15 protein-coding genes and 2 tRNA genes are annotated in these 18,648 nt (G+C 68.6%); 8 read left to right on the top strand and 9 right to left on the bottom strand.

The window, feature by feature from the left end; all coding sequences use genetic code 11:
- The first annotated feature begins 98 nt into the window (after positions 1 to 98).
- The 6 genes from ligA (at position 99) to ACZK5N_RS05740 (ending at position 8,117) form a co-directional block, all read left to right on the top strand.
- Complete coding sequence (ligA, locus tag ACZK5N_RS05765; RefSeq protein ID WP_459019253.1) at positions 99 to 2,171, top strand: NAD-dependent DNA ligase LigA; 2,073 nt, start codon at positions 99 to 101, stop codon at positions 2,169 to 2,171.
- Positions 2,172 to 2,178: 7 nt separating this feature from the next.
- Positions 2,179 to 2,625: a ribose-5-phosphate isomerase gene (locus ACZK5N_RS05760; RefSeq protein WP_459019254.1), complete on the top strand. Its 447-nt coding sequence runs from the start codon at positions 2,179 to 2,181 to the stop codon at positions 2,623 to 2,625.
- A gap of 154 nt (positions 2,626 to 2,779) precedes the next feature.
- A complete protein-coding gene (locus tag ACZK5N_RS05755; RefSeq protein ID WP_459019255.1) occupies positions 2,780 to 3,598 on the top strand; it encodes an Fpg/Nei family DNA glycosylase in 819 nt (272 codons plus the stop codon).
- A 9-nt stretch (positions 3,599 to 3,607) separates the two neighbouring features.
- On the top strand, positions 3,608 to 4,324 hold the full coding sequence (locus ACZK5N_RS05750; RefSeq protein ID WP_459019256.1) for an HAD family hydrolase: 717 nt from the start codon (positions 3,608 to 3,610) through the stop codon (positions 4,322 to 4,324).
- Entirely contained in the window at positions 4,324 to 6,825 is a 2,502-nt protein-coding gene (locus tag ACZK5N_RS05745) for a glycoside hydrolase family 65 protein (protein WP_459020361.1), read from the top strand. Before ACZK5N_RS05750 ends, ACZK5N_RS05745 begins: the two co-directional genes overlap by 1 nt.
- Entirely contained in the window at positions 6,825 to 8,117 is a 1,293-nt protein-coding gene (locus tag ACZK5N_RS05740) for a hypothetical protein (RefSeq protein ID WP_459019257.1), read from the top strand. The genes ACZK5N_RS05745 and ACZK5N_RS05740 overlap by 1 nt, the downstream gene beginning before the upstream one ends.
- A 3-nt stretch (positions 8,118 to 8,120) precedes the next feature.
- Here the strand turns inward: ACZK5N_RS05740 and ACZK5N_RS05735 are convergent, their stop codons facing one another.
- The 6 genes from ACZK5N_RS05735 to ACZK5N_RS05710 form a co-directional block, all read right to left on the bottom strand.
- On the bottom strand, positions 8,121 to 8,471 hold the full coding sequence (locus tag ACZK5N_RS05735) for an L-rhamnose mutarotase (protein ID WP_459019258.1): 351 nt from the start codon (positions 8,469 to 8,471) through the stop codon (positions 8,121 to 8,123).
- Complete coding sequence (locus ACZK5N_RS05730) at positions 8,464 to 9,888, bottom strand: arabinose isomerase (protein ID WP_459019259.1); 1,425 nt, start codon at positions 9,886 to 9,888, stop codon at positions 8,464 to 8,466. Before ACZK5N_RS05730 ends, ACZK5N_RS05735 begins: the two co-directional genes overlap by 8 nt.
- Positions 9,889 to 9,969: 81 nt before the next feature.
- Entirely contained in the window at positions 9,970 to 11,052 is a 1,083-nt protein-coding gene (gene rhaS, locus ACZK5N_RS05725; protein WP_459019260.1) for a rhamnose ABC transporter substrate-binding protein, read from the bottom strand.
- Between the two features lie 12 nt (positions 11,053 to 11,064).
- Positions 11,065 to 12,126, bottom strand: coding sequence for an ABC transporter permease (locus ACZK5N_RS05720; protein ID WP_459019261.1), 1,062 nt, complete (start codon positions 12,124 to 12,126; stop codon positions 11,065 to 11,067).
- Complete coding sequence (locus ACZK5N_RS05715) at positions 12,123 to 13,151, bottom strand: ABC transporter permease (RefSeq protein ID WP_459019262.1); 1,029 nt, start codon at positions 13,149 to 13,151, stop codon at positions 12,123 to 12,125. The genes ACZK5N_RS05720 and ACZK5N_RS05715 overlap by 4 nt, the downstream gene beginning before the upstream one ends.
- A complete protein-coding gene (locus tag ACZK5N_RS05710; RefSeq protein WP_459019263.1) occupies positions 13,148 to 14,662 on the bottom strand; it encodes a sugar ABC transporter ATP-binding protein in 1,515 nt (504 codons plus the stop codon). Before ACZK5N_RS05710 ends, ACZK5N_RS05715 begins: the two co-directional genes overlap by 4 nt.
- 414 nt (positions 14,663 to 15,076) lie before the next feature.
- Here ACZK5N_RS05710 and ACZK5N_RS05705 point away from each other — a divergent pair, with 414 nt between their 5' ends.
- Positions 15,077 to 16,375: a cation:proton antiporter gene (locus ACZK5N_RS05705; protein WP_459019264.1), complete on the top strand. Its 1,299-nt coding sequence runs from the start codon at positions 15,077 to 15,079 to the stop codon at positions 16,373 to 16,375.
- Positions 16,376 to 16,510: 135 nt separating this feature from the next.
- A complete protein-coding gene (locus ACZK5N_RS05700; RefSeq protein WP_459019265.1) occupies positions 16,511 to 17,443 on the top strand; it encodes a proteasome assembly chaperone family protein in 933 nt (310 codons plus the stop codon).
- 19 nt (positions 17,444 to 17,462) lie between these two features.
- Here the strand turns inward: ACZK5N_RS05700 and ACZK5N_RS05695 are convergent.
- From ACZK5N_RS05695 to ACZK5N_RS05685, 3 genes are all read right to left on the bottom strand, one after another.
- A tRNA-Pro gene (locus ACZK5N_RS05695) sits at positions 17,463 to 17,538 on the bottom strand.
- Positions 17,539 to 17,592: 54 nt separating this feature from the next.
- Positions 17,593 to 17,663: transfer RNA gene (locus ACZK5N_RS05690), tRNA-Gly, on the bottom strand.
- Positions 17,664 to 17,730: 67 nt separating this feature from the next.
- Complete coding sequence (locus tag ACZK5N_RS05685) at positions 17,731 to 18,612, bottom strand: patatin-like phospholipase family protein (protein WP_459019279.1); 882 nt, start codon at positions 18,610 to 18,612, stop codon at positions 17,731 to 17,733.
- Between the last annotated feature and the right edge of the window lie 36 nt (positions 18,613 to 18,648).

Here is an 18,648-nt window from a genome sequence, read left to right as displayed (position 1 = left end):
TCGGCGCCTCACTGCGCCTCATTGTTCTATGCAACCGGTCGCAGGGGTGGGATTTCCGCCCCGAATGTGCCGTGGAAGCGTCGTGGGCGTGTGGAACGATGGGGCTCATGAGCGAGCACGTCGGGGCCGAATCGGGGGTGACCTCCCCTGCGTTGCGGCGCCGGTGGACGGAGCTCAACACTCTCCTGGCCGAGGCTCAGGACGCCTACTACGGGGCCGATTCCCCCACCATGTCGGACGCGGAGTACGACGAGGCGATGCGGGACCTGGCCGCCCTCGAAGTCGAGCATCCGTCTCTGGTGACACCCGACTCCGTCACCCAACGGGTCGGGGCGGCGCAGGTGACGGACTTCGCACCCGTGCAGCACCGCCGTCGGCTGATGTCGCTGGACAACGTGTTCTCGGACGAGGAACTCACCGCCTGGCTCGCCCGCACACCTGCCGAGCAGTACCTGTGCGAGCTCAAGATCGATGGCCTGGCCGTCAACCTGCTGTACCTCGACGGGAGGCTCACGGTCGCGGCCACCCGCGGCGACGGGCGGGTGGGGGAGGACGTGACTCCCAACGTCGTCACCATCAGCGGCGTCCCGCAACGCCTCACCGGAGACGTGCCGGCAGTCCTGGAGGTGCGCGGCGAGGTGTTCTTCCCCGTCTCCGGCTTCGAGGAGCTGAACGCGAGCCTGGTGGAGGCGGGTAAGCCCCCCTTCGCGAATCCACGCAACGCGGCGGCCGGCTCGCTGCGGCAGAAGAACCCGGCCGTGTCGGCGTCGCGGCCGCTGCGCATGCTGGTCCACGGCATCGGCGCCGTCGAGGGCATCGAGTTCACGCACCAGAGTCAGGCGTACGCCCGTCTGGGGGAGTGGGGGTTGCCCGTGCCGGACACCTTCACCGTCGTGTCCTCCCCGCGCGAGGTCGCGGCGTTCGTGCGCCACCATGGCGAGCACCGCCATGACCTGAGCCATGAGATCGACGGCATCGTCGTCAAGGTGGACAACCTCGCCGAGCAGGATCGGCTGGGCGCCACGTCGCGCGCGCCCCGCTGGGCGATCGCGTACAAGTTTCCGCCGGAGGAGGTCACCACGAAGCTGCTGGACATCCGCGTCAACGTGGGCCGCACGGGTCGGGTCACGCCGTACGGGGTGATGGAACCGGTGTTCGTCAGCGGGTCGACGGTGGAGATGGCCACGCTGCACAACGCGTTCGAGGTGGAGCGCAAGGGCGTGCTCATCGGCGACACGGTGGTCCTGCGGAAGGCGGGGGACGTGATCCCCGAGATCGTGGCCCCCGTCGTCGCGCTCCGCGACGGCACCCAGCGGCCGTTCGTCATGCCGTCTCTCTGCCCGTCCTGCGGGACCGAGTTGCGCCCGGAGAAGGAGACGGACAAGGACATTCGCTGCCCCAACTCGCGGAGCTGCCCGAGCCAGCTACGGGAGCGGCTGTTCGCGCTCGCCTCGCGGGGAGCCTTCGACATCGAGGCCCTGGGCTGGGAGGGCGCCGGAGAGCTCCTCGCCACCGGCCTGCTCACCGACGAGGGCGCGCTGTTCACGCTCACCGCTGAGGACCTCCTGCGCACGGACCTGTACACCCGGGCGGGCCGCGACGCGCGCGTGCTGTCGGCGCAGGGGGAGAAGCTGCTGGCGAACCTTGAGGCCGTGAAGTCCCAGCCACTGTGGAGGGTGATCGTCGCGCTGTCCATCCGTCACGTGGGGCCCACGGCCGCGCGATCGCTGGCGGCCCGGTTCGGATCCATGGAGGCCATCCGCGCGGCGTCCCTCGACGAGCTCGCGTCGGCGGACGGCGTGGGGCGGGTGATCGCGGAGTCCATTACCGCCTGGTTCGGCGTGGACTGGCACCGGGACATCGTCGAGGCCTGGGCCGCGTCCGGCGTCCGGATGGCCGACGAGGTGGACGAGTCTGCGCCGCGCACGCTGGAGGGACTCACCGTGGTCGTCACCGGCACGCTGCAGGGATTCTCGCGCGACGAGGCGAAGGAGGCCATCCTCAGCCGCGGCGGCAAGGCCGCCGGCTCCGTCAGCAAGAACACGGATTTCGTCGTGATCGGGGACAACGCGGGATCCAAGGCGGCGAAGGCGGAGCAGTTGGGCGTGCGGATCCTCGACGAGTCCGGCTTCATGGCCCTCCTGCGGGAAGGTCCCGCCGGGGTGGAATAGTTGCCCCATGCGAGTCCACATTGCCACCGACCATGCTGCGTTCGAGCTGAAGAACTACCTCGTGGAGCGCCTGCGCGCCGACGGCCACGACGTCGTCGACCACGGCGCACACACCTACGAGGCGCTCGACGACTACCCGCCGCTGATCATCCCGTGCGCGGAGGCGGTGGTCGCGGAGCCGGGTTCCCTGGGGATCGTGCTCGGCGGCTCCGGCAACGGTGAGCAGATCGCCGCCAACAAGGTGAAGGGCATCAGGGCCGCGCTCGCCAACAATGTGGAACTGGCTCGCCTCACCCGCGAGCACAACGACGCCAACGTCATCGCCCTGGGTGGCCGGATGCAGAGCCTCGAGGCGGGCTACGAGATCGTCGCCACCTTCCTGGCCACGGCGTTCAGCGGCGACGAGCGCCACCAGCGTCGGATCGACCAGCTGGCGGAGTACGAGGCTCGCTGATCTCCGGCTCGGCGTCGCGGCGTGGGCGCGAGAGGAGCCGTACCCTCAGGGCGCGGTGGCGGTCCACCAGGCCCGAGATCCCGTCGCGGCCGAACTCGCGGCGGCCCTGCTCCTCGCTCATGGGGCCATGCTAGACCCGGGTTAGGCTGGGGCGATGCCCGAGGGTCACGTCATCCACCGACTCGCCGGCGCCCTGACCGACACGTTCGGCGGCCGGCCGGTGTCCGTGTCGTCGCCGCAGGGTCGCTTCGACGCGGCAGGCCTCGACGGCGCGGTGCTGGATCGAGGTGAGGCGGTGGGCAAACATCTGTTCATCGACTTCGCCACCGGCGATGTCGTCCACATTCACCTCGGGCTGATCGGCAAGCTGCAGCTCGAACCCCTCGCCTCGCCGCGGGGGCAGGTGCGCCTGCGCATCGACGACGGCGTCACCGCCGCCGACCTCCGCGGGCCGCAGTGGTGCCGCACCATCACCCCCGCCGAACGCGAGGCCGTGGTGGAGGCGAGCGGGCCCGACCCGCTGCGCGCCGACGCGGACCCCGCCAAGGGCTACGCCAGGCTGCGTCGCTCCGGCAAGTCGATCGCCGCGCTCCTCATGGATCAGCGCGTTGCCGCCGGCGTGGGCAACATCTTCCGGGCGGAGGTGCTGTACCGGCACCGCCTCGATCCCACCGTGCCCGGCACCCGGATCGACGAGCGCACCTGGCTCACCCTGTGGGCAGATCTGGTGGGGCTCATGGAGTACGCGGTCGAGCACGGCCGCATCGACACCGTTCGGGACCAGCATGGCCCGGACGCCCAGGGCCGCGACCCCCGGGTGGACCGGCACGGGGGCGAGGTCTACGTCTACCGTCGCGCCGGCCAGCCGTGCCTGGTGTGCGGCGGCGAGATCCGCACGGTTGTCCTGGAGGGCCGGAATCTCTATTGGTGCCCTCGGTGTCAACGCCGACGAACGGCTGTCCCGCAGCACTAGTCTCAGGCCATGGACTGGAGCACTTACGCGGCCGTGCTGTTCGACCTCGACGGGGTCATCACCCCCACCGCGGAGGTCCACGTGCACGCGTGGGACGAGATGTTCAACAGCTTCCTGGCCGGTGTTCCCGGGCAGGCCCCGTACACCCAGTCCGACTACTACACCTACGTCGACGGGAAGCCGCGCTACGACGGGGTGCGGGACTTCCTCGCGTCGCGGGGCATCACACTGCCGGAGGGAACCCCCGACGACGACCCGGCCCTGGAGACCGTGTGCGGGTTGGGGAATCGGAAGAACGAGGCCTTCAACAGGGTCCTCGACCGCGACGGCGTGTCCGCCTACCCAGGATCGGTGCGGCTGATCGAGCAACTCGCGGCGAGCCATCACCGGATGGCGGTCGTGTCGTCGTCGAACAACGCCAGAGCCGTGCTGACCGGCGCCGGGCTGATCGGCTACTTCCCCGTCATCGTCGACGGCAACCTCGCCCGCGAGGAGTCGCTGCCGGGCAAGCCGGCGCCGGACACCTTCGTCCGCGCGGCGGCACTGCTGGGCGCGCTGGCCAGCGAGTCGGTGGTGGTCGAGGACGCCATCTCGGGGGTCGCGGCGGGGGCCGCGGGCCACTTCGGGCTGGTGATCGGCGTGGACCGGGGCGTGGGGGCGGACGCGCTGCTGGATGCCGGCGCCCATCTCGTGGTGACGGATCTCGGAACGTTGGTGACCAGATGATCCGCGAGATCGCGGCGGATCCGCTCAACCGGATGCGTTTCCCGGTGGATGAGTGGCGGCTCGTCGAGGTTGAGCCGGGCACAGACGACGTCGGCACCACGGAGACCCTGTTCGCCGTCGGCAACGGCTACCTCGGTATGCGTGGGAATCCTGAGGAAGGCCGGCCTGGCTATGCGCACGGCACCTTCATCAACGGCTTCCACGAGAGCTGGCCGATCAAGCACGCCGAGGAGGCCTTCGGGTTCGCGCACACCGGCCAGACCATCGTCAACGTGCCGGACACGAAGCTGATGAAGATCTACGTCGACGATGAGCCGCTGGTCCTGTCCGTGGCGGACCTCGACGGCTACGAGCGGACGTTGGACTTCCGCACTGGGCGGCTCACCCGGACAGTGATCTGGCGCACACCCGCCGGGAAGCGGGTGCGGATCCGCAGTTCGCGCATGGTCTCCTTCACCGACCGTCACCTCGCGCTGCTGGAGATCGAGGTGACCATCCTGTCCGGGGGAGAAGCACCTGTGGTGATCAGCTCGCTCACCGTCAACAGGCAGGACGGCTACACCGACTACCGGAGGCCCGACGCGGACACGGAGGGCTGGGACCCGCGGCGGACGTCGTCGTTCACGGCCCGCGTGCTGATCCCGGAGCTGCGCTGGGACCGTGGCGAGCGCATGGTGATGGCGTACCGGACCAGCCGTTCCGGCATGGGCATCGCCGTGGGGACGGACCACCACGTCGACACGGAGAACCCCGTCGAATCCATCTCCTCCACCGAAGACGACGTGGGACAGCAGGTCTTCAGGTTCAAGGCCGCCGAGGGAGTCCCCATCCGGGTGCGGAAGGCCGTGGCGTACCACACGTCCCGTGGGGTGCCGGCCAAGGAACTCTCGGATCGCTGCCGGCGGACGCTGGACCGCGTCCGTGACAACGGATTCGAGCACTACTACGACGTGCAGCGCCAGTGGCTCGACGAGTTCTGGCTCAACTCCGACGTCGTGGTGGAGGGTCATCCGCACATTCAGCAGGCCGTGCGGTGGTGCCTGTTCCAGCTGGCGCAGGCCGCTGCCCGCAGCGACCAGATGGGGATCGCCGCGAAGGGGGTGACGGGATCGGGCTACGAGGGGCACTACTTCTGGGACACGGAGGTCTACATGGTGCCGTTCCTCATCTACACCGCCCCCGGGATGGCCCGCAACGCGCTGCGGTTCCGCGTGAACCTGTTGCCGCAGGCCCGTGAGCGTGCGGCCGTCATGTCCCAGCGCGGCGCGCTCTTCCCGTGGCGCACCATCACAGGTGAGGAGGCATCCGCCTACTACGCGGCCGGCACCGCGCAGTACCACATCGACGCGGACGTGGCGTTCGCCTTCACCAAGTACCGCGAGCTCACCGGTGACACGGAGTTCATGTACCGGGACGGGGCTGCCGTCCTGGTGGAGACCGCACGGCTGTGGGCGGATCTGGGCTTCTGGCGGGGTGAGGCCGACGGCAGCCAGCGCTTCCACATCCACGGCGTCACCGGGCCGGACGAATACACCGCGGTGGTGAACAACAACATGTTCACCAACGTCATGGCCAGGGCCAACCTGAGGTCCGCGGCGGCGCTGATGCGTGAGATGGAGGCCGCCGATCAGCGCGCCTATCGTCGCGTCATGGAGGCACTCAGGCTGGATCCGGCCGAGATCGATGAGTGGGAGGCATGCGCCGAGGGCATGGTGGTGCCCTTCGACGAGACCTTCGGCATCCACCCGCAGGACGAGAAGTTCCTCTCCTCGGAGCTGTGGGATCTGGAGAACACGCCCGAGACCAAGCGCCCGCTGCTGCTCAACTATCACCCGCTCGTCATCTACCGGTTCCAGGTGCTGAAGCAGGCCGACGTGGTGCTTGCGCTGTTCCTGCAGGGGGACCAGTTCACCGCCGAGGAGAAGAGGGCCGACTTCGAATACTACGACCCGATCACCACGGGGGACTCGACGCTGTCCGGTGTGGTGCAGTCGGTCATCGCGGCCGAGGTGGGCTACCAGGACATGGCCATGCAGTACTTCCTGTCCGGACTCTACGTGGACCTCGCGGACCTCCACTCCAATGCCCGCGACGGCGTGCACATCGCCTCGACGGGCGGGGTGTGGAATGCCCTGATCTACGGTTTCGCCGGGCTACGGGACCACAACGGGCTGGTGTCGTTCGATCCACGCCTCCCCGAGGCATGGCCGTCGCTCACCTTCCCGCTGCGGGTGCGCGGGTCCCGGCTGCGGGTGCGCCTCCGCGCGGAATCCATCTCGTTCGAGGTGGAGGAGGGCGGCCCAGTCGAGGTCAGCGTCCGCACCGACCACGTGACCGTGCACCCGGGAACCCGCACCACCGTCGCCCTGGACGGTCAGGGGCCTCGGCTACCATCGCTCGAAGGCAGCCATCCGGTGCTGGGCGCCAACCGCGAGGACGGGTCGGTGGTCCGGGCAGTCGTGCCGGAATCCCACCCGCAGGAAGTGACGAGTTCAGACTGATGACAGCAGAGGTGACCGGCGCGGTGCGCGAGACCTTCGAATCGCGCACCAGCGCTCGCGGCTTCGAGTTGCTCGGCGAGGGCCGGCTGTCTTCTCTGGCTGTGGACTTCCTCGAGGGGTGGGGCCATCCCCGGGCCAGCGCGGACTCCGTCGGCGTGGACGTCGAGCACGAGGCGGGGGTCGTCGCGAGCGTGCGGGTGCGCTCCGGTCAGCGCCTGCGGCTCGAGATCTCTCTGGAATCCACCTCTTCGGACGTGCTGACGGTGCCCGGGCCCGTCCTGCGCGTCCGGGGCCTGCACGAGCCGGTCTCCTGGATGGCCGGCGCCTCAGGGGAGATCGCGCTCCGCTCACCCGCGGGGCCAGGGCTGATCACGCAACGACGGGGCCTGTGCTCGCCGTCGGCCGCCGTGGGCGTGAGCTACCCCCTGGAGGAGTCCGTGATGCTGCGCCCGCGGCAGGTACTGTCCGCAGCCTGGACCTACGAGGCGATGCCGGGAGAGGAGCTCGAGGTGCCGGGGGAGGCCTCCTGGCTCCCGTGGTCGAGGCATGTCCCGCTCGGCCAGGGAGTCGAATTCAGCGCACCGGACGGCACGGTCAGTGTCCCCGACGGTGTGCGCCTGGAGGAGAACGACGGCGAGTTCAGTGTGTTCCCTCCGCCCGGGCTCACCCGCGTGGGGGTGTGGGGGGCCGGTGGCCTCACCACCGTCGAGGTGGGGGCGTGGCGGGACCTGGCCATCCTGCGCGGCGAACTGATGACGAATGCGCCGCGCACCGACGTGTGGGCCTACGTCGCGGTGCGTCACATGCTGGATGCCTGGGCCTCAGACGACCTGCTCGACGCCGTGGACCGGGTGGTGGGGCAGTATCAGGAGCAGCCCACCGCGTGGATCGCTTGCGCGGCGGCGCTGGCCGGCCCGCTCGGGCTCCCCCTCGAAAGCGAGGCGTCGGTATCGGCAGCGGCGGCCTTGTCCCGGGCGTCGCGGCTCGACGGCGTCCTCCTCGCCCTGCACGGCCTCGTCCCGATCGAGCTGGCCTCGGGCTCGTGGCCGATCGGTGACTTCGACGACCTCGGCCGCCAGGCCTTCGCCGCCACCGGCTTCGGCCGGATCAGCACGGACCCGCGGCCGTTGCGCGGCGTCGACGTGGCGTTGGCGAAGCTGTATGCCGCTGGGCTGGGGGAGACCGAGCGCGGTATCCGGTTGGCGGCCTACGCCCAGGCGGCGGAGAACCGGCTGCTGTGCCAACTCTCCGCCCAGCCGTCGGTCATCGATGTGGCCTGGTTGTCCGTATGAGGCTCAACCGTCCAGACGCGCCAGCTGGTCCTCGAGGTTGAAGACCTCCTCGAGCAGGACGAAGCCCTCGTCGGGCGCGACGTCGAGGTCGACGAAGAAATCACCCATCTCCGCCTGCCACCGCGCGTTCACCTCGGTGCGGGCCATCGCCGCCTGGGCCCCGCCCAGGTCATCGGACTCCACGTAGCCGATCAGCAGCCCGTCGGGCCGGAGGAACAGCGAGTAGTTGTGCCAGCCCGAGTCCTTGAGGGCCCGCAGCATGTCCGGCCACACCGCCGCGTGCCGGGCCGCGTACTCCTCGAGGCGGTCGGGCTTGACGTGCAGTTCGAAACAGTAGCGGCGACGCTCAGACATGACGGTGCTCCACTCCCATGAGCGACGCGACGGCGCGCACAGCCGCCGATTGGTGTCCCACACACAGGGCCCAGTGATGGCCGACGCCGGACTGGCTCCAATCGTCGACCCATCTGCCGGGATCACGGCCGAAGTCGACACGCGAGGTGGTGTTGCCGATCCTCAGCAGCGGCCCGTCGACGACGCTCCCCTCAGACGTCGTGAACACGTAGCTGCCGTCGCGGTTCTGCCCCAGTCCCAGCAGGGTAACCGGTCCATGAGCTACGTCGAACTCAACAGAGACGCCCCAGCCGCGCTTGCCGTGATAAACGCCGAGTCCGCGGAGAAGAGGCTTGCGCGCGGAGATCGCGAGGTGTGCTGGTCCGTCGTGACCCATCTCCACCACATTGTCGATGTAGTTGAGGGCCTGAATCTCGGTGAAGGAGCCACCGGCGCCGAGCGCCTCAGCTGTCAGCATCGCGATGGAGGTGCGCAGCTCGTACTCTCCAGCGGCCGGGATGCCGCGAGCCGTGAGGAGAGAGGCGCCGAGGATCATCCCGGCCGCCAGCCGCTCATGGTACTCACCGGCCAGCCCTCGGTGGTAGTAGGCAAGGGAGTCGAGGTCGAAGTCCGCCACCAAGGAGTCCAGGCCGACTGAGACCCTGGCGCCCCAGGCGAAGTCCTCATCGTTGACTGAATCCGCCAGCGTAAAGATGTCTCGGGCCAGGTCCATCCGCTCGGCCACCTGCGTGTCGCTGACCTCGTTGACCCGCTCGCGGAGGTCATCGAATTCCAGCACTTCGACGTGAGAGCCGAACGTGGTGGAGACGGTGGTGAGGTCGGTGGACACGTCGAGCATGCCCGGGTAGACATGGCCCAGCAGGCCGTGCCGGGCGCGGCGCAGGCGTGATCGCGCTCCGGCAGCCTTGACCCACTGCAGGATCCGGTCCCATGCGTCGTCCTGGCGCAGCCATCCGGTGACCGAGCGGAACTCGATGCCCGCGCGGCGGAACACATTGGCCACCTCGGGGACCGGGCACTGGCCGCAGTAGGCCAGCCAGTCGCCGGTGTCGAAGGTGTCGTGGTCCATCCGCTCGCTGGGCTGGAGGTCGATGCAGAGTACGGGTGCGTTGACGCGTTGAGCGATGGGCAGAACCATCGACGACGTGAGGTAGGTGGTGAGGTAGATGACCACAAGGTCGCAGTCGGCCACGCGCAGCTGCTCCGCGGCCTTCACCGAATCCTGGGCATCGGACACGAAACCGGCGTCGATCACCTCGGCGTCGAGTTCCTCGAACCGGGACGCTACGTGGGCCACGCATTCCTGAAGTTGTGGAAGCAGGCGGGGAAACTGCTCCCAGTAGGCGCCGAGGCCGCCACTGACGAGGCCGATGCGCATGGCCGGCCTGGTATGCAGCGGGAGAGAAGCGAGGGACATGGGGGGTTCCTTTCAGGACCTGAAAAGGTGGTCGGCCGGCCGCCGATGCAGATGCAACGTGCGGCCGGCCGACCAGGGGACTCAGAAGTCGTACTCGTCGATGTTCTCGGCGTTGAAGCGCACCGGGGGCCCGACGATCACGACGCCGTTCTCGCCGACCTCGCGCTCGCCCATCTCGCCTGCGGTGAACGTGTCGCCCGTCTCGCCCGTCATGGTGCCGTCCGCAAGGGCCAAACCGGCGTAAGCGGCCACGTATCCGAGCTGTGCCGGATCCCAGAGCGCGAACTCGGAGACGGTCCCGTCCTTGACGAAGGAGCGCATCTCGTTCGGTAGGCCGAGGCCGGTCAGGAAGACCTTGCCCTTGTACTCAGAGGTGGACAGGTAGCGCGCGGTGGCTGCGATGCCGACCGTGGTGGGGGAGATGATCCCCTTTAGGTTGGGGTACGCCTGCATGAGACCTTGGGCCTCCTGGAACGACTTGGTGTCGTCGTCGTCGCCGTAGACCTTGGTCACCAACTCGATGTCCGCGTACTCGGGATTGGAGGCGAGCTCCTCCTCCATGAACTTGATCCACTCGTTCTGGTTCGTGGCGTTGGCCGTGGCGGACAGGACAGCGATCTCGCCGGCGCCGCCGATCTGCTCGGCGATCATCTCAACCTGGATCTTGGCCACGTCCTCGGCCACGACCTGGCTGATGAAGACGTCGCGGCAGTCGGGGTTGGCGTCGGAGTCGAACGCCACGATCTTGGCGCCGCCGGTGCGGGCCTCCTGCAGGGCGGGGCAGACGGCATCGGGATCGTTCGCGGCGATCACGATGACGTTGGTTCCGGCCTGCGTCTCGGCGTTGATGAACGACACCTGGCTCGAAGCGGACGCGTCGAGCGGGCCGACGACGTTGGCCTCGGCGAAGCCGGCCTCCTCGGCGCCCGCCTCGCCGCCACCGAGCACGACGTCGGTGTACGGGTTGTTGAGCTGCTTGGGGATGAAGGTGATGGAGAGGTCACCGGCGGGGGCAGGCGCGGCCGACGATGTGGTGTCACTGTCGGTCGTCCCGGAGGCCGTCGGCGTGGTCGCCGTGTCGCCGCCACAGGCGGTGAGCGCCAGCGACATCGCTGCCACGACGGAACCGAGCTTCAGCGCGAGGCTGAGGGGCTTTCTGGTCATTGTGGATTCCTTTCAGGCGCCGACGGCGCCAGTGGTGAGGGTGGGACTGACGTCCCGGTTGCGACGGCGTCGATGCCGCCAAGAGCTCCAGGAGGCACCGATCGACGGGGCCACGACGGAGGTGATGAGAAGGAGGCCGGTGATGGTGACGAGCACCACCTCAGGTATCCGGTTGAGGCGGAGGGCGTAGTTGATGGTGCCCACGATGAGGACGCCCATGACGGATCCCCAGATGGAGCCCTTTCCGCCGAACACCGACACGCCACCGAGGACTACAGCGGCGATGACGGCCAGCTCCAGGCCGGTGGCGTTGTCGCTGCGCGCGCTTGAGTAGCGCAGCGTCCAGAAGATGCCCGCCATGGCCGCGACCATTCCAGAGGCCAGCAGGGAGGTGAAGCGGCTCCGTCGGGTGTTGATACCGACGAAGCGAGCAGCCTCGAGGCTATTGCCGAGCGCGAACAGCCCCCGTCCAAAGGGCGTCATGTGCAGCGCCACGGCGAAGGCGACGATGAGAACGCCGACGGGGATCATGACCTGCGGGATGCCGGTGTTCCCGATGACTCCGGTCACGTACTGGGTGGCCTCGGCTGGGAACCTCGCCACGGCCCGGTCTCCGATGACCACCAGGGCGAGCCCCCGGAACAAGGCCAGAGTGCCGATGGTGACGGCCAGCGCCGGAAGCCCGATGTAGGCGGTGACGAGGCCGTTGAAGGCGCCGCAGGCGGCGCCGACGACGAGGCAGATGACCATGGCCAGCCCGAAACTCATGCCGCCGTCGTAGAGGACGCCGAGGACGGCGCTGGAGAGGCCGGCGACGCTGGCCACCGACAGGTCGATGTCGCCGTTGATCATCACCAGGGTCATGGGCATGGCCATGAGCAGGATGGCGACGACGTCGAGCAGCATGAAGGTGGCCGTGCGGGGCTGTGCGAACCGTGGCACCATGACTGAGGCGGTGATCAGGATGACCACGAGGATGTAGGTCATGAGCGCGTCGCGGCCCAGGAGGAAGCGCGACATACCCAGCGGGCGGCGAGGAGACCGGACGGGTGCGGAGGATTCGATCTCGGTCATGCGGCTGCCTTCCGGAGCTTCCCGGCGCGACGCATCGCGGCCAGGCGGTCGATGAGGATGGACACCAGGATCAGGCCACCGACGACCGCCTGCTGCCAGAACTTGTCCACGCCGACGGCGGTGAGGGCTCCGGTCATGGTGGTGAGGAGCAGGGCGCCGATGGCCGCACCCGCGGCCGTGCCCACCCCGCCCACGATCGCGACGCCGCCGACGACCGCAGCTGCCACCACCTCGAGTTCCATGCCGGTGCCTGTGGTGGCGCCGACGGAGTTGAAGCGGCTGGCGTACAGGACCCCCGCCAAGCCGACGAGGGCGCCGTTGGCGAGGAACGCGGAGAACACGCGCAGGCCTACAGGAATGCCGAACACCACGGCCGCGGCTGGGTCTGAGCCGATGGCGTAGAGGTCGCGGCCGGAGCGCGAATACCGCTGGAAGAGGGTCACGAAGATGATCACGACGATGGCGATGAGCGTGATGAACGGGATACCTACGAGCGTGGAGACGCTGAGGTTCCCGAAGTCCGCAGGGCGGTCACCGGCGAAGTACTGGGTGGATCCCGCCCACCAGTTATTGATGCCGCGGAAGACGTAGAGGGTGCCCAGGGTGATCACCATCGCCGGCACCCTGGCGGTGGTGACGAGCAGCCCGTTGATCGAGCCGAGCAGCGCCCCGAAGGCGATGCCGGCGAGGAAGACCGCCACGATCGGGATTTCAGGGACCGTCGCGAAGAGGGTGCCGGTGAGGAAGGCGGTGAGGCCGAGCGTCGATCCGACGGACAGATCCACGCTCTTGGTGGTGATGATGAGCGACTGGCCCGCCGCCAGGATCATCATGATGGTGGCGTTGAGCAGGAGATCCTTCAGGCCCTGGGGTGCCAGGAACCGGGGATTGGACATCCAGGTAAAGAACACCAGGAGAATGAGCGCGAGGGTGACCGGGAACTCGCGCATGCCGATGAGGTTCCTCAGGGGCGAGGTGCGCGCCCGGCGGACCGGCGCCGTGGTGGTGACGGTGGTGGTGCTCATGCTGCGGCCGCCTTTGCGTGGTCGGTGGCTGCTGCCATGACGAGTTCGGGTGTGGCCTCGTCGCGGGAGAACTCGCCGGTGACGGCGCCCTCGCACATGACGACGACGCGGTCGGCCATGCCGAGGATCTCTGGCAATTCCGACGAGATCATGAGGATGGCGATGCCATCCGCGGCCAACTGGGACAGCAGGCGGTGCACCTCTGCCTTCGTGCCCACGTCGATGCCACGGGTGGGCTCGTCGACGATGAGGAGCCGGGGCTCGCGGGCCAGCCACTTGGCCAGCACCACCTTCTGTTGGTTTCCGCCTGACAGCGTGGAGACGGAATGCTGCGGGGTGGCCGACTTCACCTGGAGCTTCCTGGTCCATTCCGCCGCGGCCTCCGCCTCACGGCGGGCAGAGATCAACCCGAAGCGGGAGAGTTCGTCTCGCAGGGTCAGCGTCGTGTTGCGGAGCACGGAGAGGTTCATCACGAGCCCTTGCTTGCGACGGTCTTCAGGCACGAACCCCATGCCCGCCTTCATCGCCGCGCTGGGGTCACCCAGGCGCAGCGGCTTACCGAGCAGGGTGACGGATCCGCTGTCCACGGGGTCCACGCCCATGATGGCGCGGGCCACCTCGGAGCGACCCGCACCGACCAGCCCCGCGAGGCCGACGATCTCGCCGGAGCGCACCTCGAACGACACGTTGCGGAAGACACCATCGCGGTTGAGCTTGTCCACGGTCAGGACAGCTTCGCCGACCTTCGAGGGGATCTTCGGGAAGAGCTGATCGATCTCTCGGCCCACCATGTCGCGGACGACCTGCGCCGGCGTGGTCTCCGAAATCATCCGGGTGGTCACGTATCGGCCGTCGCGCATGACCGTGATCCGGTCGCAGAGGGCAAAGACCTCCTCGGTGCGGTGCGAGATGAACATGAGCGCAGCGCCCTTGTCACGGATGGAGCGGGCGACGGTGAACAGCCTCTCCACCTCGTGGCCGCTGAGCGCCGCCGTCGGCTCGTCCATGATGAGGACCTTCGCGTCCATCGAAATCGCCTTAGCGATCTCGATGATCTGCTGGTCGGCGATCGAGAGGCCCTCCGCCGACCGTGCCGGGTCTATCGGTACGCCGAGTTCGGCGAAGAGCTTGGCGGCCTCGTCGCGCATGGCCCGGTGGTCGATCATGCCGAAGCGGCCTCGCGGTTGGCGCCCGACGAAGATGTTCTCAGCGACCGTGAGATCAGGGAACAGGGTGGGCTCCTGGTAGATCACCGAGACCCCAGCTGCCTTGCTGTCAGCGACGGAGCCGAACGAGACCCGGCTCCCGTTGAGCAGGAACTCCCCGCTGTCCCGGTGGTAGAGCCCTGCCAGCACCTTGACGATGGTCGACTTCCCAGCTCCGTTCTCGCCGGAGAGTGCGTGGATCTCACCTGCGTAGAGGTCGATGCTGCCGTCCGCAAGGGCGACGACTGGCCCGAATGTCTTCACCGCGTGCTGCAGCGAGACTACGGGTAGGGGTGAATCCGACACCGCTGAACCTCTCCATCGAGGGGAATAAGCCCGGCACGCACTGTCGGGTTGAAACGATCAAATCATGCTCGTCGAAGATGTGTCAAGCGTTGCGTGGTGACGTTGCCAAATCGTGACAATTCAGTTGTTGGCCATCGCCCTCCCGACCTCTGCGGCTTCGGTTGGCTCTGGGTCGGGCTCGCAGCTCATGTTCTGGGGGCGCAGACTGGGCGAGTGCGAGGGAGGCCGCTCGGCGCCGCAATATGTTCCGAATGTCGGCCACGACGGCCACTCGCTCAACTCGCCAGGGGCGGGCCCATGCGCGATCGCACGTCCGGAAATCGCACCCGCTAGGGTGCTGAAGATGACCGCTCCCGCCGCACATCTGGCCGATGACCGGTACAGGTGTCTTCGTCGTCAGCGCAGGAGCGCTCCATGAGTGCTGACGCCGTGTATCTGGTGGCCGGGATGGCGCTGTTCGTCGCGGTCCTGGCGCCCGTGCTCGTGCGGTCGATTGCGCTGTCGGCGCCGTTGGTGCTGCTCGTTCTCGGGATGCTGATCGGCCTGATGCCCCTTCCCGAGGAATGGTCGCTTGACCCGGTCGCCGGCCGGAGGGTGATCGAGCACGTCACCGAGGTGGCTGTGCTGGTGGCACTCATGGGAGTGGGTCTGGCCCTCGACCGGCCGCTGAGTCGTCGCGCGTGGCGGTCCTGGTCGCCCACCTGGCGGCTCCTGCTCGTGGCCATGCCTTTGACGATCGGGGCGGTGTTCCTGCTCGGCTGGGGGATGCTCGGCGTGGCCGCCCCCATGGCGTTGCTGCTGGGCGCCTGCCTTGCGCCGACGGACCCTGTCCTCGCCGGCGACGTCCAGGTGGACGGTCCGAGCACAGGCGGGTCGGCGGATGAGGCAGAGCCCGACGAACGCGACGAGGTGAAATTCTCGCTCACGTCGGAGGCCGGTCTCAATGACGGACTTGCCTTCCCCTTCGTGTACGCCGCCGTGTATCTCGCCTCCCGCGGTCCGGTGGCTGAGTGGGGTGGCGCGTGGCTCGCCTGGGACTTCATCGGCCGGATCACCCTGGGCGTCGTGGTGGGGGTGCTCGTGGGCTGGGGCGTGGGGCGTTTGGCATTCCGGGCCGCCGACCATCGGTTCCGCGTCGCGGAGCGAGGCGAACCCCTGCTGGCGGTCGCCGCCCTCGTGCTGGCCTACGGCGCCGCGGAGGTGGTCGGGGGGTACGGATTCCTGGGTGTCTTCGCGTGCGGCCTGGCGCTGCGCAGCGTGGAACGCCACCACGACCACCATCGCGCCATGCACCAGGTCATCGGCTACCTCGAGCGGCTGCTCATCCTCGTCATCCTGCTCTTCCTCGGCATGGCGCTCACCCGCTCGCTGTTGTCGGGTCTCGACTGGCGTGGGGGCGTCGTGGCGGTGGCCCTGGTGTTCGTCATCCGGCCGGTTGCCGCGTGGCTCTCGCTCGCGGTGGCGGCCCGCGACACCTCGCTGCCCGGGGGGCTGCTGCCCAGGGAGCGTGCCGTCGCGGCGTTCTTCGGTGTCCGTGGCATCGGGTCGCTGTACTACCTGGCCTACGCCGGTGGGCTGGTGGCGCTGACCGACGAGTCATGGCTCTGGTCCACTGTGGCCTTCACCATCCTGCTGTCCGTGGTGGTCCACGGCATGAGCTCCACCCCCGCCCTGCGGAGGCTTGCCGAACGACGGCCCGGGGCGGCCGGCTGACGGGTTCGTGACGCCAAGGTAGGCTCGGTGGGCACCAGTGTCCGTCGTCTGTTGCGGGGCGGTGTCCGCTGGGGGCCCGTGTGGCGTCCGGCGGGCAGCCCCAAGGTGAATCACCTGTCGTGAAAGGCTCCAGCCGTGCAGAACCCGTCTGATCTCTACCGCTTCGAGACCGACGCAGGCCGCAACGAGCCGCGTTCCGGCCTGCTCCTGGTGGCCCTTGGGGGCTTCATCGACGCCGGGCAGGTCCAGCGTGTCCTCAGTGAGCATCTCATCGGCACGGGCAATGCTGAGGTCATCGCCTCCTTCGACATCGACCGGCTCTATGACTACCGGGGCCGGCGCCCGGTGATGATCTTCGACACCAACCGGTGGGCGGAGTACGAGGCTCCCTCGATGGTGCTGCGGCGGCTCACCGACCGTGACGGGCACAGCTACCACCTCCTTGCCGGATCGGAGCCGGACTTCCAGTGGGAGCGCGTGGTCGCGGCCATCCGTGAGCTCGTCGTCGCACTGGGGGTGACGCTGGTGGTGACCGTGCACGGCGTGCCGATGGGCGTGCCGCACACCAGGCCGGTGGGCATGACGGCCCACGCCACGGACGCCGCCCTCATCGGCGAGGCGCATTCACCCTTCGGCCGGGTGCAGGTACCGGCGTCGATCGGCGCGCTCCTCGAACTTCGTCTGGGGGAGTCCGGGCACAAGGCGGCCGGTTTCGCCATTCACGTCCCGCACTACCTCGCCGCTTCCGAGTTCGCCGAGGGGGCCCTCGCGGCGCTCAACGCCATCGTCGACCTGACGGGGCTCAACCTGCCCAACGACGGCCTCGTCGCCAAGGCCGAAGTCAACCGGCGCGCCATCGCCTCCGAGGTGGAGGGCAACGATGAGATCGCCGCGGTGGTAGCCGCCTTGGAGCAGCAGTACGACGCGTTCGTCCAGGGACAGCACCTTCCGAACCTGTGGGCCTCCGAAGCCTCCCGGATCCCGTCGGCCGACCAGCTGGGTGCGGAGTTCGAGGACTTCCTCCGCACGGTCTCCGACGATGACGACAGCGACGATCGCGGCAACTAGCCTCTGGCCAGGGGGTTCATGGTCGGGGCGACAGGACTCGAACCTGCGGTCTCCTGCTCCCAAAGCAGGCGCGCTAGCCACTACGCTACGCCCCGTTGAAGACCGGCGCCCCTGCAGAAACAACGTCTGACAAGGGCCTCAGCACCTCGAGCGGATGACGGGAATCGAACCCGCGTAGCTAGTTTGGAAGACTAGGGCTCTACCATTGAGCTACATCCGCAGAACCGTCGGCGAGTCTATCAGCCGAGCAGGCGATGGCGCGATCCGCCGCCTGAGGGGCGCGCCGGTCAGGCCTGGCCGACGAACTCCCGGATGGCGTCCAGTTCGCGCTCGGTCTGCGCGCGACCCGCCTGGAACACCGATCGCAGCACTGGCACCCGCCGCTCGGAGTTTCGGATGCGCATCGAGTCCGGGAAGACCAGGTAGGCGCGACCCTCGCGCTCCAGCCGCAGCAGGTCGTCGCGCGTCCGGTTGTAGTTGGCGGGGCGCTCCCGCACGGCGCGGGCCACGGCCGGGTAGCGGCGGAACAGCGCCTTGAAAGCCGTCGGGAATCGGGCCGGGCCCTTGCGATACGCCCGCTCCCGCGTCGTCACCACGAGGAACTTCCCGTAGCCGTCCGCCTCGGCCGCGTCGGTGGCGAAGCCCCCCGTGGGGCCGAGCGCGCCGTCGCAGTAGTCCACGCCGTCGATGGTGGTCAGCGGCATGAGCAACGGCATGGTCGACGACGCCCGCACACGCTTCATCAGTGAGGGCATGTCCGCCAGGTCGTCGCGGCCCCAGTAGACCATCTCGCCGTCGTCGCAACGGAAGCCGCCGATCCGGACCTGGGCCGGGTTTCGGGTGAATGCCTCGAAGTCCAACGGCAGAACCTGGTGGGGCATCGACGTCTGTTCGTAGATCCACTCGGCGTTGAACACGCCCTTGCCCTGCGCCCAGGTGCGCCAGTCGCCGAACTCCGGCTCCGCCGCGAAGTCCACGAACGAGCGTTCAGCGCGGGCCGCGTCGCGCGCCACGTAGTTGACGGTGCAGCTCGACCCGGCGGAGATCCCACCCACCCAGTCGCAGTGGATGCCGGCCTCCAGCAGGGCGGCCAGGACGCCCGAGGAAAATGCCGCCCGCATCCCGCCACCCTCGAAGACGAGGGCGGTGTCGGTCACGGTGCTGGTCATCACGACGACCCACTCTACGGGGCGATTGGTCGGCTG

Source organism: Tessaracoccus pujii (assembly GCF_055326215.1).
The sequence above is the reverse complement of the archived record's forward strand: the minus strand, read 5'-3'. Positions and strand labels throughout refer to the sequence as shown.